Origin of the sequence: Tolypothrix sp. PCC 7601, from assembly GCF_025677855.1 — a bacterium.
GTDB lineage: Bacteria > Cyanobacteriota > Cyanobacteriia > Cyanobacteriales > Nostocaceae > Aulosira > Aulosira diplosiphon.
Genome location: NZ_CP064879.1, coordinates 2,461,327 through 2,478,151 on the forward strand (window position 1 = coordinate 2,461,327; position 16,825 = coordinate 2,478,151).

The 16,825-nt window shown below is 39.9% G+C and carries 13 protein-coding genes; 6 read left to right on the plus strand and 7 right to left on the minus strand.

Annotated features, from left to right (window positions below):
- Nucleotides 1–354: 354 nt before the first annotated feature.
- A complete protein-coding gene (locus tag HG267_RS10330; RefSeq protein ID WP_045869514.1) occupies nucleotides 355–3,177 on the minus strand; it encodes an AAA family ATPase in 2,823 nt (940 codons plus the stop codon).
- Nucleotides 3,174–4,241, minus strand: a complete 1,068-nt coding sequence (locus HG267_RS10335; protein WP_052335135.1) for an ATP-binding protein — start codon at nucleotides 4,239–4,241, stop codon at nucleotides 3,174–3,176. Before HG267_RS10335 ends, HG267_RS10330 begins: the two co-directional genes overlap by 4 nt.
- 385 nt (nucleotides 4,242–4,626) lie before the next feature.
- Here HG267_RS10335 and HG267_RS10340 point away from each other — a divergent pair, with 385 nt between their 5' ends.
- Together HG267_RS10340 and HG267_RS10345 are read left to right on the plus strand one after the other, a co-directional pair.
- Nucleotides 4,627–5,181 (plus strand): hypothetical protein, encoded by a 555-nt coding sequence (locus HG267_RS10340; protein ID WP_045869515.1) that lies wholly within the window; start codon nucleotides 4,627–4,629, stop codon nucleotides 5,179–5,181.
- An 877-nt stretch (nucleotides 5,182–6,058) separates the two neighbouring features.
- Nucleotides 6,059–6,409: a DUF6717 family protein gene (locus HG267_RS10345; RefSeq protein ID WP_045869516.1), complete on the plus strand. Its 351-nt coding sequence runs from the start codon at nucleotides 6,059–6,061 to the stop codon at nucleotides 6,407–6,409.
- 111 nt (nucleotides 6,410–6,520) lie between these two features.
- On the opposite strand, the gene HG267_RS10350 is transcribed toward HG267_RS10345, so the two are convergent.
- The 3 genes from HG267_RS10350 to bchM all read right to left on the minus strand — a co-directional run bounded on the left by HG267_RS10350 (nucleotide 6,521) and on the right by bchM (nucleotide 8,511).
- Complete coding sequence (locus HG267_RS10350; protein ID WP_045869517.1) at nucleotides 6,521–6,901, minus strand: DUF423 domain-containing protein; 381 nt, start codon at nucleotides 6,899–6,901, stop codon at nucleotides 6,521–6,523.
- Nucleotides 6,902–6,969: 68 nt separating this feature from the next.
- On the minus strand, nucleotides 6,970–7,458 hold the full coding sequence (locus tag HG267_RS10355; RefSeq protein WP_045869518.1) for a hypothetical protein: 489 nt from the start codon (nucleotides 7,456–7,458) through the stop codon (nucleotides 6,970–6,972).
- Nucleotides 7,459–7,824: 366 nt separating this feature from the next.
- Nucleotides 7,825–8,511: a magnesium protoporphyrin IX methyltransferase gene (gene bchM, locus HG267_RS10360; RefSeq protein WP_045869519.1), complete on the minus strand. Its 687-nt coding sequence runs from the start codon at nucleotides 8,509–8,511 to the stop codon at nucleotides 7,825–7,827.
- A gap of 588 nt (nucleotides 8,512–9,099) precedes the next feature.
- On the opposite strand from bchM, the gene HG267_RS10365 reads away from it, so the two are divergent.
- Nucleotides 9,100–11,181, plus strand: a complete 2,082-nt coding sequence (locus tag HG267_RS10365) for a cation:proton antiporter (RefSeq protein ID WP_045869520.1) — start codon at nucleotides 9,100–9,102, stop codon at nucleotides 11,179–11,181.
- Between the two features lie 307 nt (nucleotides 11,182–11,488).
- Here HG267_RS10365 and HG267_RS10370 read toward each other — a convergent pair whose 3' ends face one another.
- Both HG267_RS10370 and nagA read right to left on the minus strand, forming a co-directional pair.
- On the minus strand, nucleotides 11,489–11,719 hold the full coding sequence (locus tag HG267_RS10370) for a hypothetical protein (protein WP_045869522.1): 231 nt from the start codon (nucleotides 11,717–11,719) through the stop codon (nucleotides 11,489–11,491).
- Nucleotides 11,720–11,861: 142 nt separating this feature from the next.
- Nucleotides 11,862–13,037 (minus strand): N-acetylglucosamine-6-phosphate deacetylase, encoded by a 1,176-nt coding sequence (gene nagA / locus HG267_RS10375; protein ID WP_045869523.1) that lies wholly within the window; start codon nucleotides 13,035–13,037, stop codon nucleotides 11,862–11,864.
- Between the two features lie 84 nt (nucleotides 13,038–13,121).
- Here nagA and purE point away from each other — a divergent pair, with 84 nt between their 5' ends.
- The 3 genes from purE (at nucleotide 13,122) to HG267_RS10390 (ending at nucleotide 16,438) form a co-directional block, all read left to right on the plus strand.
- Nucleotides 13,122–13,643 (plus strand): 5-(carboxyamino)imidazole ribonucleotide mutase, encoded by a 522-nt coding sequence (gene purE / locus HG267_RS10380; protein ID WP_045869524.1) that lies wholly within the window; start codon nucleotides 13,122–13,124, stop codon nucleotides 13,641–13,643.
- 755 nt (nucleotides 13,644–14,398) lie between these two features.
- Nucleotides 14,399–16,009 (plus strand): ammonium transporter, encoded by a 1,611-nt coding sequence (locus HG267_RS10385; RefSeq protein WP_045869525.1) that lies wholly within the window; start codon nucleotides 14,399–14,401, stop codon nucleotides 16,007–16,009.
- A 105-nt stretch (nucleotides 16,010–16,114) separates the two neighbouring features.
- Nucleotides 16,115–16,438, plus strand: a complete 324-nt coding sequence (locus tag HG267_RS10390; protein ID WP_045869700.1) for a YnfA family protein — start codon at nucleotides 16,115–16,117, stop codon at nucleotides 16,436–16,438.
- The last annotated feature ends 387 nt before the right edge of the window (nucleotides 16,439–16,825 follow it).

Here is a 16,825-nt window from a genome sequence, read left to right on the forward strand (position 1 = left end):
CAATTAGCTAACTGCTAATAGCTATTACTGTTGCGAGAATTAAAAATTAAAAGTTTTTATTCTACTACTTATACCAACTTGAACACCAAAATCTGATCAATCGTAGGGGCAAGGCACTGCCTTGTCCTCCAGATAATGTACCTATCGCCAACATTATTTAAATTCATCTCATGCCAATTCTTTATGAGGCTGCATAAAATTAGATCCCCCCTAACCCCCCTTGAAAAAAGGGGGGAACCAGAAAATATCTATCAAAGTCCCCCTTTTGAAGGGGGATTTAGGGGGATCAAAATGTGTGCAACTTCACATTAAATTCACCTTACAAATTACGAATTACGAACTACGAATTACCAATTACCTATGATGTTTTTGCAAAACCCAACGGCGAAACAGTTCTACAATAATTCGCCAACTTCCCTCATTTTCTGCAACCACATCATGACGCATTAAAACACCAAGCGCAGCTTGTAACTGTTCCCTACCCATAGCCGTAGACTCAGCTAAAGCATCTAAACTTAACCCTTCAGGATGCGGTGCAAGTACCTGTATTATCGCCTGCTGACCATCAGCACCCCGCATCGCCTGACCCCAAACCCCATCAAAATAGTAGCGTCCCCGCTTAAAAAACTCAGGATCGTTGATAACTGCGGCGACATCTTCCACCTTAAAAACCGGACTACGAGAACGTCCCTGTTCAAACACAAAGTCATTGTAGCCGCGCACTAGCTGGAATCCCAGCAGTTGCACTAAATAAGGTTGACCAGATGTTAAAGCATAAATCTCATCTAACGCTTCTGAGGTGTAGTCAAGAAGAAAGTCTTCACCTGGGTTAGCTAGAATTTGCCTAGTAGCTGCACGTTTCAAAAATCCTACATGGATGGGGATGACGCTAGCAAAGAAAGGTTGAAAATAATCTGCTGTCATTTCCTCCAAAGTGTGCAACCCAGCAAAAGCAAAGGCAACTTTAGAACTCATTTGCACCAACCCTCGCAGAAATCCCATAAAATCTTGGGGGATTTTTCCCGCTTCTATTAGTTCTTCAATTTTCTCGAACTCATCTAAAGCGATGATTAATCCACCTTCTAGCTGTGCTTCTACCTGTTTGAAATAGCGTTCAAAAGTCCGGTAGGGAAGGTTGATCAAATCTGCATCGGCTGGTGGTGCAATATTAACAGCTTGGGAAATTTCATCAGTTATTGCCATTAGCACTTCGCCAACTCCTTGCGGAGTATCACCCAACCGCAGCAGGTTGACATAAACTAGCTGAAGCCCTGAACCTAGAGAATTAGCGGCGTTAACTAAAATAGAAGTTTTACCCATACGCCTGTGACCGTAGAGAACTACAGACTGGAGTTGATGACCCATCACCCAGAGTTCTTCTAACTGTCTGATGATATCTTCTCGCCCAACAAAGAGATTACCTTGAACCGGGTCGCCTACTATATAAGGATTAACCACAGGCTTGGTGATGGTAAATTCCCCCACCTCACCAGCGATTTGTAACAAGCTTTCTTGCCAAGTTTGGGCAATATCTACAATTAATCCGCGTTCTGCTTGCGGCAAATTATCAGCTTGATTGAGGATGTTAGTAAGTTCTCCTAAAGCGCGATTGAGAGCCAAAGACTTAGCTGAACGAGATACACTGCGATTAACAAACTGGACATCTTCAACAACTCGACGCAGGCTAGTAATTGTTTGCCAAGTAACTGGACGTAAAAGGGGTTCTGGCGGGAAAGTAAATAATTTTACAGCAGCAATAGAGCCTGGTTCTTTAGCTACGTGAAATGTTGCAAGATTTTGAGCAAGAGTATACATTTCCTCACCATAGAGAAGAGAACGCACTACAGTAAAAGCCTCTGTTGCTTTTGCTGGTTCTCCTTCATGCAGATACCAAAAACCAGCAGCAGCAGCACGAGCAGGAGTATCTAAGCGGGGGTCTGTAAGCAAACGAGCTTGTAACCTTTCCCTCCAAGAACGAGGGAGAATAAAAAACTCTTTGACTGCGTCTGATTTTAGTTGTTCTTCTAGAGAAGTTGAGGCAAAACGTACTAGGTTCCAATCAAAAGGAGCTTCAACTAGCCGAGAGATATGCCAAATAATTTCCTCTGATGGGATTTTGGCAAGTACTTTATTCACTGCTTGTACAACAGGAATAAATTGCAGAGTATAAGCTAGCAATTCATTAGTATTATGCAAAGCTGTTTCCCAATCTTGTTGCAACCAATTCTGCAACTGCTTATCAAGATTAAGTAAGGGAATTGAAGTAATACGGGGAAGTAAAAAACTACCATTTGGGATTTTTTGTAAATTCAAAGGTAAGCCAACTAGCCAATTCTCTGGACGCATAACCGCCACGCCGACCGCTATGCCGACCGCTACGCCGACAGCCACGCCGTACACGCCTAGCACCACGCCAACCGCCACGCCGACCGCCATGCCTCTAGCCACGCCTAGCACCACGCCCAGCACCACGCCTAGCACCACGCCTAGCACCACGCCAACCGCCACGCCGACAGCCACACCTCTCGCCACGCTTAGTGGCACGCCTAGCGCCACGCCTCTCACCACGCCTAGCGGCACGCCTAGCGCCACGCCTAACGCACCTAGCACCACACCTAACGCGCCTAGCACCACGCCTAGCGCCACACCAACCACACCTAGCGCCACGCCAACCGCCACGCCTCTCGCCACACCTAGGGTCACAGCTAGCGCCACGCCTAGCGCCATGCCGAACGCCACGCCTCTTGCTACGCCTAGCGGCACGCCTAGCGCAGCGCCTAGCGCCATGCCGAACGCCACGCCTCTTGCTACGCCCAACCGCTCGCCTACTGCCACGCCGAACGCCACGCCGTACGCACCTACCACCACGCCGAACGCCACGCTGAACCAGTCAACAGGAACGCCTATCGTCTCAAAAATTATACTGACAACTAGTAGTGTAACTACTGTTAACACTAACCCTTGGAAAAGCAACTGACGCTGTATGGAATTTTGCCAATTCATTGCACTTTCAGGTATATACCCACCCCCAAAAGTATCTACATACCATAGCAAAGCTTGGGGAAAATAAAATACCCAGTACAACAGGCGTAGATAATCCAAGGGATTCCACAGCGACAGAGGACGGCGTAATTTAGGCGCTAAATTTAAACGCGGTACAGGCTGGTGTTGACTCATAACGCAGTTTTGATACCCTCCATATACCGTGAGTAAGTTCGATGACACAAATACATAAGCCGTTGCGGGTGTCCACCACTTCCTTGAATTAGTTTAATGATTTCCTCTTCCGTAAAACTCACCTGAGTATTCCCTAACCGACTGTCAATAAACCCACGCACAATATTTTTGCCCCAAGGCTTAATAACTTCTTCAATGCAAACACCTTGAAAAGGTGAAGGATTATCTCGGCTATCAGGAAACAGAACATCCAAGTGTTCGCTAGCTGCTATTACCAAGCGCAAAGGTGGGTTAGCTTGTCCGTCAGCCAGACCGCGTAGTTGTTGACGAAATTCCCTTGTAAAACCATCCCAAGTCATTTGTTGTACTTCGTCTAATAAAAGCAATAATTGCTGTTTTTGTAACTCACGAATTAATTGCCGACCTTTGCTTACAGGGATTTCCACCTTATTACAGAGTTCATCATAAAAGTCATCGTCATTAAAAATAAGGCTTAAATTGAGATAAATTGCCTTGCGGGGTTTTAGCAGTCGATTTGGTGCTTGTTGGTAAATAGCCTGAAGTAAAGAAGACTTGCCAATTTTTTTCTCACCAATCAGCGCTACGCTACTCCCACTATTTAAAGTTTCAAATACTCTTGTAATTTCTCTTTCCCGACCAAACAATTGATGCTGTTCGGTGATGATGTCATTCAGGGGAATAAATGGGTTATCTGTGTAAACAGGTCTGTCTTGCTGTGCAATAGAGAGATTGGTAATTACATCGTCGCGCTGTGAAATTTCTGAGATTTTTCGTAAAGTATACTGTCTATATAATTGCTCTATTGTTGGCTTAAAATTATTTTTATTCAGATTTATTTGAAAAATAGTACCAATTTTTTTAAATAATTTAGGGCCAGTTTCTTTAACATATTGATAATCTCTATTCTTCTCCTGACTAATCTCCCCATAAGTCTTGCTTGCCCATATTCCCAGAAAGACATCCCGTTCACATTCATTCAGACTAATTTTTGTTTTTTCCAAAATTAGCCCATTCATAAATTCAAATGCGTCTTCTGAGTTCATGAGTTATCAGAACTGTTAGTAATTAATAATACCAGCCTAAGCTGGGATGTATTTTGGCATAAAAAACGCTGTATTGCAATAATTACAATGATCAAGGTGCAGTTGCAAAAATCGCTCTCAGACTATAAGTCTGGAGCTATACATACATAGACGCGTAGCGGCTTCCCGCAGGGTAGCCTGCCTACGCAGGCTTCATTAGTGATAGCGCAATTCACCTTTTTTAATAAAGCTGGCATAGTTTATTTTGATCCAACATTAACCTACTTTGACCTACCTACCTAAAAAATAGCATTAGTTATAGTTCCTACTCTCACATACAGACAAGTTGTAGACATCCAAATAATCTAGTAATTGAACATAAATAAATTTGTGGAAGTTACTAAATATGAGAGTTACAACTTTAAAATTAATTACTCCTATCCTCGTTGCACTTATTCCTGCTAGTGCTGCTGTTTTGGTTGCTTTGATCAGCAAAAGTAATCCAGAAATGAAACCTCCTCTTGCTACTACTTCTACAATCTCGTTGCAGCAAACTAATTCAGAATGCAATCAATCTAAAATTTGTGTTGCTAATCTGACTGTGCAGATTAATAGCGATGAACCTCTACAAGTGAATAAGCATCAACGGATTCCACTCAAAGCAGGAGACAATTTAAAGGTTTTAAATCTCAACTATTGCGTACCTAATGCAGTCAGCCTGAATAAATTAGAGGCAAAAGCTTTTCTTTTCAAAAATGGAGTTGAGAATTATCAAAAGTTTCTATCAACTCCTAGCCAGTTCCCAATTAACGCAGGTGTTTGTCATAAAGTCGGCAATTTCTCTCAAAGCTGGAAAGTTGAACCAGGAATGCACCAAGCTATGATTCCTATTATTAAATATGATGGCAGTAATAAAGTTGTTGACAAGAGTTTCTACTTTACTTTAGATGTGGGGCAGTAATAAGTAACCACGCAAAATTAATTACAGTCATTGCGAGCGCAGCGAAGCAATCCCAGCCCTTGCGATTGCTTCATTCCGCTTTGCTCCATTCGCAATGACATTGTGTAATTAATTATGTTTAACTACTTACCAATTATTTATGAGGCTGCATAGAATTAGATCCCCCCTAACCCCCCTTGAAAAAAGGGGGTAACTAGAAAACATTTATCAAAGTCCCCCTTTTGAAGGGCGCTGATTTTCAATATGATTTGTCACGAAATAACTATTTTATCGCCTAACGTACCGTTGCATGGATGGTGCGTTACGGCTAAATTTCATTGTTTCTGTGTTCCAAATCCTTTCTTAGCCGTAACACACCCTACGGAAGATTTCCTTATAACCTTAAACACTATTGAATTATATTAGTTAAATATACTTGTTGCAAAATTAACTACGTCCTTAAGCGTTAGGAATTATACTTTTTATTTTCGTCAACTTTACTAATGTATCTCTAATTTAATACTCAGTAATTAAACTGAATTAGCACAAAATTCACGTAAAACCGAGAATTTTGGCTTTATTGCAAATTCAGTTTAAATAACAGTGTCACTAATGAAATATCATTGTTACAATCTTGAGATTAGATAGTTAATCCCCCAGCTTTCCAAGACTAGCTGCGGCTTTTTTGGATTTTTCTTATATCAGTGTTATCTACAGCTTGTCGTTCTCTAGCCCTATTTGGAACTTTCAATTAACTTCAAAACGTAGTGTTAGCAAAAATGAAAGATTCTCTTCTATAACAACCATTAATTAATAAAAAAGCATTTTTGTAGCTAAAAAACTAATATATATTGCTAGCAATTACTGTCAAAAATTCACTTACAACCAAATTAAAATCATGGCAAACTCATTAATGGTGATTTATCCATATCGAATATCTCAAACATGGGTATTTGATGATGAATATATGGGATTAGCCCAAGAACCATTTATCAGTGGTACACCTGAAATAGTTGATACTCTAGTTCAAGATGTAGCTCATGTTGATGAAGGTTTCAAACTGGTATTTTCTGCTTATCCTTTCCCTGGTTATCAAGTAGAACTATTTTGGTTAAGAGTAGAAAATAACGGTCACTGGTATTCTTGGAGTAAGAAAAAGATGCAAGGTTGGCTATGTCCAGCGCTGTTAAATTACTTTAACCAACCTCCAAATAAAATATATTGCAAAGCTGAAAGTCTTTATTCGTAGCCCTAATCTGGCTCGATAATTCTGTGATGAATATTTCTACTTCTAAAATGCTCAAGAATTAGGAGTTAGAAAATTTCACTTTTCACTTCTAACTCCTAATTGTCTCAAAATCTAAAATTTCAAACCCCAAGCAGCGATCGCTAATGCACCCCAACCAGCGATAAAAGCTGCGCCTCCGATAGGTGCGATCGCGCCTAAAGATTTCACACCAGTCAAGCTCAGGGCGTACAGACTTCCTGAGAAAATAGCAATACCAATAATAAACAGCCAACCACTTGCTACAAGAGTGGCTGGCGGTGACTCGGTACGACTCAGTAGCAGCGCTACTATTAACAGTGCTAGAGCGTGGTACATTTGGTAACGAGTGCCAGTGTCAAAAATTTCGAGCGATCGCTCACTAATTTTTTCCCTTAAAGCATGGGCACCAAAGGCTCCGCCGGCAACAGATAAACCGCCTAAAATGGCAGCTATGCTTAAAAAAATCTGCGTCATTAGACCTAGCTGTAAATTAAGGTATGGGCTAGCGGTAAATCACAGTCAACCGCTAACAGAGATTTCAGTTAAATCTCAAAATGATATGATATACCGCCGTCTTCGGTTACCTTAAAATTAGCATTGAATTCTTTAGCTTTCTCATCTAAATACTGCCTAGCTGCGATCGCAGGTAAGTCTGATTTAATTGCAAAGCCGACAAGGGTCATTCTGCCCCTATTTTCTTGTAGCATTTGATAGAAAATGGATTGCAGGCGATCGTTCATTTGTTGATTTATGGCTTTCTTCTCTTGCCTGCTTTGACGATATAATCCTAAACTGAGCCATCCCCCCAAAATTAAAGTCGGAACTCCGAAAATTAGACCTTGCCTAGCAGTAGTATCTAGTAGATACAACGCCTCCTTATTAACAAAGTTCGGCCCATCATCCTCCTCTATTGCTGATGGGATTGGCTTCAACATATTATGTTTCTCAATTCCTGCTGAGACTGATAGGGTTAAAAACATAAATCCGAGTGTGAGTAGCCAACCTGCGGCTAATTTTTCAGCAGTTTTCATAGTTCCATCTCAGAGTTGAACCTTGCTTGCGATTCTAACCTTACTTTGGCTGAGGTTCCAGTAATTGCACAAAGCTAGCAAGAATCTTGTAAAGAAAGTATAAAACTTTCTATGGCTCACAATAATGAAGAAAACACCTAACAATCAAATAAGTAGGTTGGCGAAATTAAAGATATCTGGCTGAGGCTGTCATTTGTCCTTGGTCATTGGTCATTGGTAAGGATTTCAAGCCTATTTACGTTTTTTAACATAGTTTGCTTTATTTCCACCAACTTACTTATTCTGCGTAAAAGTTGCTAATTGTTGACTGTTTACAGTTAACAGTCAACAGTCAACAATTAACAATGTAGTATTCTTGGAAGTGCCTTAAACACGTGTCGCTTCTAAGAGACGTGAGAAGTAAAAGCGAGTCTTAGTTAAGGATTTTCTCTGTACAGCAAAGCCGTTAGTTTCTAAAATTTTGATGACATCAGCTTCGCGGTGCAAATAGGCGCGAGTTGTCTTACTGGGGCCGGGAAAGAAGCTACCAATTTTCTTAAGTAGAGTCAACGCACAGGTTTTAGGTGCAAAGCTCAAAATTAACCGTGATTGTGCTAATGAGCATAAATGAGAAATCATCTCATCGGCTTTATCTTGAGGATAATGAATGAGAACATCCAAACAAATCACAGTATGGTAACTACCACTTAAGGATTCTAAATCTTGCACAGCGAAGGTAGGATTTTCAGAACTTCCCAAAGCTTCTAAGGCTCTCTCCTTGCCTTCTGTTACCATTTTTTCAGAGATATCACTGGCGTAGACTTTAGCACCTTCTGCTGCCAAAGGAATGCTGAGACTACCTACACCACACCCAGCATCGCAAATTGACAAGGTTGCTAAATTGTTATCAGCTTTTAACCAGCCGATTACTGTATCCACTGTTTGTTGATGTCCATTGCGGATGTCTAGCTGGACTTTGTTAACTTCGCCATCGCCATAAATCCGCTTCCATCGGTCAAACCCTGTGGAATTAAAATACTCACGAACAATCGTTTTATCGTCGGCTGCGTTCATAAACTTCCATTTCTAAGGTCTCCCAATGCTTAAAATTATCATTGATAGGAACCATGCAGAACGCTTCAGTTTAAAGATTTTTCTAGATTAATATTTTACTTGTATGGGAAAATACTTGCGTAGCTAGGCAACAAGTTGCTGGAAAAAGCCTTTGGGAATTGTATTACTTTCTTCAAAAATTAAATATTTCTGCTATCTAATACCACATCAAATAATGTTTGCGACAAATCAATGATATTCTAGAGGACAAGGCATTGCCTTGCCCCTACAATCTGTCACATTATTTTTTAAATTTGATATAATAATCATAATTTATTGGCAAGATTTTGCTATTATCAAATATTTAAATAATCTGGCTATATCAAACTTAACTAAATATTCAGTTTGCATAGATTATTTCTTCCTATAGATATAAGAAACACTATCTCAAGGTAGAATTACAAAAACTACTACACCCTTTAAGCTATAAAATATTATTTCTGAAAACATAACAATTTGTGAAATAACAATATCAAATTGTTATGTTATAAGCATTCTAAAATTAATTTTAGAATGCTTAATTTTACCAAATACCTTTCTTGTTTAAAAATGAATCTAAGCTCATTAGCAGAAACTCCTATTATTGCCTTTACAATTCTTTTGGCAGTAATCTTTACTGTACCTCCAATATTTGAACGGTTGAAATTACCTGGATTAGTGGGTTTACTAATAGCAGGTGTGGTTTTAGGACAAAACGGCTTAAAGTTGTTAGATTCTGAGTCTGATACTATCAAACTGCTCTCGGATATTGGCAAAATTTATTTGATGTTCGTAGCAGGGTTAGAAATTGATTTAGAACAGTTCCGTAAAACTAAAAATCGCTCCATAGGTTTTGGAGCTTTAACTTTTTTAGTACCATTGATTGCAGGAATTGCTGCCGGGCGTTTATTTAATTTTAGTTGGAATGCTTCGGTTTTAATTGGTTCTTTACTTGCCTCACATACTCTTTTGGCTTACCCCATTGTCAGCCGTTTGGGAGTAGTTACCAATGAAGCCGTTACTGTGACAATCGGTGCTACTATTTTTACCGATACAGGTGCTTTATTAGTACTAGCAATTTGTGTGGGAATTCATGGTGGGGAATTCTCAGCTATTAGCTTGGCAACTTTATTAGGCGGTTTAGCTATTTACTCTATAGTAGTTCTATTTGGCTTTGACTGGGTAGGAAAACAGTTTTTTCGCCGCACTGGAGATGAACAAAGTAATCAGTTTTTATTTATATTATTAGCATTATTTTTAGCTTCTGTAGGAGCGCAGATAATAGGAGTTGAAAAAATTGTAGGTGCATTTTTAGCAGGTTTAGCAGTTAACGATGTTCTCGGACGCAGTCCAGTCAAAGAAAAAGTAGAGTTTATTGGGAGTGTTTTGTTTATCCCTTGTTTCTTTGTAGACATGGGATTATTAATTGATATTCCGGCTTTTATCAAAACTCTCAGTTCTATTTGGTTAACTGTAGTAATTGTAGTAGCTTTAATTTGTAGTAAATTTATAGCAGCATTTTTAGCTAAACTGCTTTACCGCTACAACACAGCAGAAATGCTAACTATGTGGTCATTATCATTACCACAGGTAGCAGCTACTCTAGCAGCTACATTGGTTGCGTATCAAACTGTCAATCCTGCAGGTGAAAGGTTAATTAGCGAAGGTGTATTAAACAGTGTGATTGTGCTAATGCTAGTTACCGCAATTCTTGGCCCAGTAATCACCGCCAGGGTTGCAACTGCATTACAAGTTTCTGAATCAGATTTTGCCACAGATAAGCTGACAAATTGGTGGGATAATTCACAGGAACAACTAGTAGAAGATAAACACGATCCCTTTACAATTATCGTACCGATATACAATCCCCAAACCCAACGCTATCTGATAGAAATGGCAGCCCTGATTGGTCGTCATGAATCGGGAAGAATTGTGCCATTAGCTATTACTAAAGCTCATATCCAAATGGATGATCCGCAATTAGTTACAGCACTGGAGGAAAGTAAGCAAAGATTAAATTTAACTCGAGAAATCAGTCAAGAATTTGACGTAGAAGTTTCACCAGCAATTCGGATTGATGATGATGCAGCTTTAGGAATTAGCCGCACTAGTCGAGAACAAAACGCTAGTTTGGTTGTTATGGGTTGGTCGCGGACAACAGGTTTGCGGGCCAGGTTATTTGGTAGTGTGATTGATAGTGTCTTCTGGTCTTCTCACTGTCCGGTGGCTGTAACACGCCTTTTAAGTAGCCCCACAACTATTCAAAGAATTCTTGTACCAGTGGGGGACTTAACACGCCAAACCATAGGCGCTATTAGGTTTGCTCAAATTTTGGCTGATGTCAATCAAGCAGAAGTGGTATTGTTACATGTGAGCGATCGCAAAACTCCCCCACATTTAGTAGACAGATTTGCTGCTCAATTATCTGATATCGCTGCTAAAAGTCAGTTACAGGTAAATACCAACATTCAAACCATTAAGGGTGATGATGTCGCTAGAGTCATCATCCGCGAAGCTGAGAAATTTGATTTAGCCGTCTTACGTTCCGTCCGTTATCGCACCGCCGGCGGATTAGCCGTCAGCCACGTCACAACCCAAGTGCTTAGAGAATTGAAATGCTCAATTGTATTGCTGGGAGAACCTGGGTATTAGTTGGGGAATGGGGAATGGGTAATGGGTAATGGGTAAGGGGTAATGGGTAATGGGTAAGGGGTAAGGGGTAATGGGTAATAGAAGTAAAATCACCAATGCCCAATGCCCGATGCCCAATGCCCAATGCCCCATGCCCAATGCCCAATGCCCCATGCCCCATGCCCAATTACAATAAAAAACCCCAGCACTGTGAAGCTGAGGTAACTGGGAGAATCCATATGACGATGGGAGTTTTCAATACCGAAGTTAAAAATATAAACTTCACTTAAACATTAAGCAAAACTAACACGGTAATATTTAATACGTTTTATGCCGCCCGTGCAAAAGCTAAATCACGTATGAGTTGAGTTCTAGAGAATATGTAATCACTTAACGAATTCTTTTCTTCACGGCTGAGTGCTGTTTTGCTATCAACCTGTCCTAACAACTGCTTGGCTAAGTCTGTATCATTCAATCCCACCAGAGTGCTGGTTTGGGTTTGTTCAACTACAGACCACAGTTGACGTAAAATCTTGGAGTTCACAAGGCATACATTCATTACAACTCTCCGATTCCTGCAAATCCATAAAAGTGCTGCGAAGAATCTAAATAAAATATTAAATTATTAATTCTAAAGAAAACCTTAAATTTTACAAAAGTTAAATAATTAGATGATAATCGAAATTTAAGCTTACAGAAATTTACATGAACAATCGCTGCCAAGTCAACTCTCGTGTAGCTTCCTGCCAATGCCAGCGCAATAAATTGGCGGGTTGGCTGGGAGAAATGCCTGGGAGTGCGATCGCGCGTCTAGGTGCATCAGTAGCCAGTATAATGGCTGTCTCTATGTCACAAATGCCCCACTTCACTAAATTTTGCACACCAACTAACAAGGGTAAAGTTGTTCCAGATAGTGTTCCATCAGGTAGTCTTGCTGTACCGTGCTTAACCTCTATTTGCCGACTGTCCCAAGGATACAAGCCGTCGGGTAATCCCAAAGGTGCCAAGGCATCGCTGACGAGGAATAATCCACAAGCCGCACGAATGAGAATTTGTAACATTGTGGGCACAACGTGCTGTCCATCGGCAATAAAACCAGACATCACATGAGGATGGGTAATTGCTGCGCCTAATAATCCTGGTTCGCGGTGATGTAATGGTGGCATAGCGTTAAAAGCATGGGTAACCATTGTTGCGCCTAATTCAAAGGCTTGTTGTGCTTGGGCGGCTGTCGCCTGAGAATGCCCTAAACTGATGGTGATGCCCAAAGAACGCAAATATGGAATGACTTCCCCAGTTGGATCTAACTCTGGTGCGAGGGTGATAACTTTCACAACATGGGCATAGTCACCCAAAACCCGCTTCACTTCATTTAGCGTCAAAGGCAAGAGATATTCAGCAGGATGCGCGCCGCGCTTTTGAGAGTTTAAAAATGGCCCTTCTAAATGTACACCCAGAATTTGAGAACCTGTGGTTTGAGTTTGCATAAAATCAGCGATAATTGCTAGCGATCGCTGAATATTTTCCACAGAAGTTGTTACTAATGTAGGCAAGAAACCATCAACGCCCGCATCCCATAAAAATTGCGATATTTTAGGCAATAACTCAGCATTATTAGGTTCTAATTCCGGAAATGCTAAACCTAAAGCCCCATTAATCTGTAAATCAACACCGCCTAAAGAAATCCAATCACCCGCAATATCTAAAACTTGCAAATCTGGCCCAGCAACTCGCTTAAATACAGTAGTCATCGGCAGAATTTGCTCGATAATTCCAGCCTCATTAATCAAGAGCATCTGCAAGTTTTTATACCCTGGGACTCTGGCATTAATGATATCTACATTCTTGGCGATCGCTCTTGGTGTTGCTTTAGTCATCACATTGACGGGAAAATAACTAAACCTCAACCGATTTTAGATGTAATAGTCGGCAATAATCCAAAATCCCAAATCTAAAATTTTATGTCTCCCATTGTCGGTATTATCATGGGCAGCGATTCTGACTTGCCCACCATGAAAGATGCGATCGCAATTTGTGAAGAGTTTGGTGTAGAAGCTGAAGTGGCGATCGTTTCTGCTCATCGTACCCCAGAACGCATGGTGCAATATGCACAAACAGCACACCAACGCGGTATTAAAGTGATTATTGCTGGTGCTGGTGGAGCGGCTCATCTTCCCGGAATGGTTGCTGCTTTAACTCCTCTCCCGGTAATTGGTGTTCCTGTTGCTACTCGTAATTTACAAGGTGTTGATTCTTTGTATTCAATTGTACAAATGCCTGGTGGGATTCCTGTAGCCACAGTAGCAATTGGTAATGCTAAAAATGCCGGACTTTTAGCGGTGCAAATTCTTGCTAGCCATCAACCAGCATTATTAGAAAAAGTCCAAAAATATCGGCAAATTCTATCAGAATCAGTAATGGCAAAGCAAGCTAAACTAGAACAACTGGGCTATCAAGAATATCTCAAAACGGAATTGCCATAAATTTAAATTCATACATGAGGGTTAATTGTAATTTTTGATGTTATTTTATTAACCCTTTACTTAGAAACAATACGGCTAACTATTGTATTTAATAATGCAATGTAAATATTAAAACATCTTTTACTTACAGTAAGTTTATTCATTTTTGTTATAAAAATTTAATATTCTTACAGATATTTTGATTGAGATGTCGGAAAATCCTGACAATATCGAATTTCAGTTTGTTGTGTTCTTACATTGAAATGCCAAAGAAAGCGGTCTTATAGATAAATCGTATCTCCTGATACAGAATTATCATTTTGGTAACATAGACAATCAATCAAATTTATTAATGCCTGCATAAAAGTTATCTACGGAAATCACTTGTATGATTCCTGTAAATTAATTTTAGATGGCATCCAAAATTTTGTTATGGAGGTGAATTTTCACTCTCTAAAATGTTGTGGTGGTTTCTCATTAAAGATGAAGGAGTACATCTCTAAGCTTCATCATTAAAAATTAAAGATTTAGTGAATCAGGCTTGACTTTTTCACAATTAATAATTCCTGCTTGAGTCAACTTGAAATTTGGAAAAAATATTTACAAAAGTAGCAATCTTTCTTTACACTCCTATTAGGATATTCGAGTTTCTGATTTGCAATCCAAATTACTTGAACGGCCAAATATCAACAAATAGTTGATGAGATTCAAGTGCTACTTCGGTTGGCTTAACTATATTATTTCCTGTATTTCCTGGAAAAATTGTTGGGAGTAAAATGTTCAAACTTACGCAAAAACAGAAATTAAAAGCCAAAAGTAGGCAAAGAACAGCAAAAAGTCACTTTAAAAGTTCAAAATCTCAATCAAATATAGACAGATTAGCTAGCACAATTAAACGGCTCTCCCCCAATTGGCAAGCTAGCCTAGCTTTAGCTAGTTTAATAGTTTTAGGATGGGGTTATGCTGCATTTGCTCAAGCACCCGCTGCAGGGCCAACCACAGCAGAACTAAAAGTTGCTATTGACACTTTATGGGTAGCGATCGCAGCATTTTTAGTGTTCTTTATGAACGCTGGTTTTTGTATGTTAGAAACCGGCTTCTGCCGCCAAAAAAATGCTGTCAACGTTCTAGCTAAAAACTTGATTGTCTTTGCTCTCTCTACAGTAGCTTTTTGGGCAATCGGTTTTGGTTTAATGTTTGGCGATGGGAATGATTTTATTGGGCTGAGTGGATTTTTCCTAGGAGGCACAGATAACAGTCCCGCAACTGGAGACGCTTACAAAGGTATTTTTAGTGCCTTGAGTTGGACAGGTGTTCCTTTAGCTGCCAAATTTTTATTCCAATTAGTATTTGCTGGAACCGCCGCCACAATTGTTTCTGGTGCAGTTGCAGAACGGATTAAGTTTGTTGACTTCCTCATTTTCAGCATCTTACTTGTAGGTATTGCCTACCCCATTACCGGACATTGGATTTGGGGTGCTGGTTGGTTGGCTGATATGGGCTTCTGGGACTTTGCTGGTTCTACAGTCGTTCACTCAGTTGGTGGTTGGGCTGCTTTAATGGGGGCTGCATTCTTGGGCCCGCGTATTGGAAAATATCAAGATAAACAAGTTGTGGCTCTCCCTGGCCATAACATGAGTATTGCTACCTTAGGCTGTTTAATTCTCTGGTTAGGCTGGTTTGGATTTAACCCCGGTTCAGTCATGGCTGCTGATCCCAACGCAATTACTCACATTGCTTTAACAACTAACATGGCGGGTGCAGTAGGTGGAATTGCTGCAACAATTACAGCTTGGTTGTACTTAGGCAAGCCAGACCTGTCAATGATTATCAATGGTATTTTGGCTGGCTTGGTTGGTGTCACAGCATCTTGTGCTTACATCAACATTGGCAGCTCTGTAATTATTGGTTTAGTTGCTGGTGTAATAGTCGTCTTTTCTGTTCCTTTCTTCGATCGCATCGGTATTGACGACCCTGTAGGCGCTACCTCAGTTCACCTAGTTTGTGGTGTTTGGGGAACTTTGGCAGTAGGTCTGTTTGCTGTCGGCCCTGGTGGCTATCCTTGGTTAGTTGACCTAGCTGGGAAACCAGTAGGCCCACATGGTCTGTTCTTTGGTGGTGGCTTTGGCACCCTAATTCCGCAAATAGTAGGCATTTTGGCTGTAGGTGGTATTACAGTCTTGCTCAGTAGCATATTTTGGATGGTATTGAAAGCTACTTTGGGTATCCGAGTAACTCGTAAAGAGGAATTGGAAGGTTTAGATATCGGTGAACACGGTATGGAAGCCTACAGTGGATTTCTTACAGAAGCTAGTTCCGATGGATTTTCTGAAGGTTACAGTTCAGGAGACGTTCCACAAGGTCGTGATTTACCTAATACCTTGTAACGTTTGATTTTTTTCTTGATTTTACTGATAACAACCCACCCCTGTAATTTTTATGCACATACAGGTGGTGGGATTTTTATTTCACATTTAAAAACTAATAAATTAATGATGAAGTCTCTGTTTTATTTTGTCTGGGCTGCTTTGTTTGAAATAGGAGGTGGTTACTTAATATGGTTATGGTTGCGTGAAAATAAGCCTATGTGGTGGGGGCTATTAGGTGGTATTTTTTTAGCTATGTATGGAGTAATAGCTACTCTACAACCTGCAAATTTTGGCAGAGTTTATGCTGCTTATGGCGGGATTTTTATTGCAATCGCAATGGTTTGGGGTTGGTTGGTAGATGGTGTCCATCCAGACCAATACGATTTAATCGGAGCTTGTTTAGCTTTGTTAAGTGTTTTTGTGATTGTGTACGCACCAAGAATATAGTTTAAAATTTTTTTACTGAATTGTACAAACACAGGTTACTTCAACTTGCTCATCAAATAGAAACTAGAATAATTAGGTAAATATGTAACTCCACAGATGAATCTAGTATGAATTTTGCTCATACTTACTAACTAATTCTAGGTATTATTTGTAAGAGTTATATTTCAACACATTTTGCTTTGAATATAGCTAACACATAATACATTACAAGAATATAAAAATGTAATTATTGCATCTTTATACAAATTATTCAAAATTTAGCATCTGCAATTAGTATGATGTTTTTATAAACCTTTCTAAACAACTAAATTGGAGTAACTTATTTAGACAAAATAAAGTATAAAACAATACTATATTGGTCAAAAGTGAAACAACAATGTTGGTGTT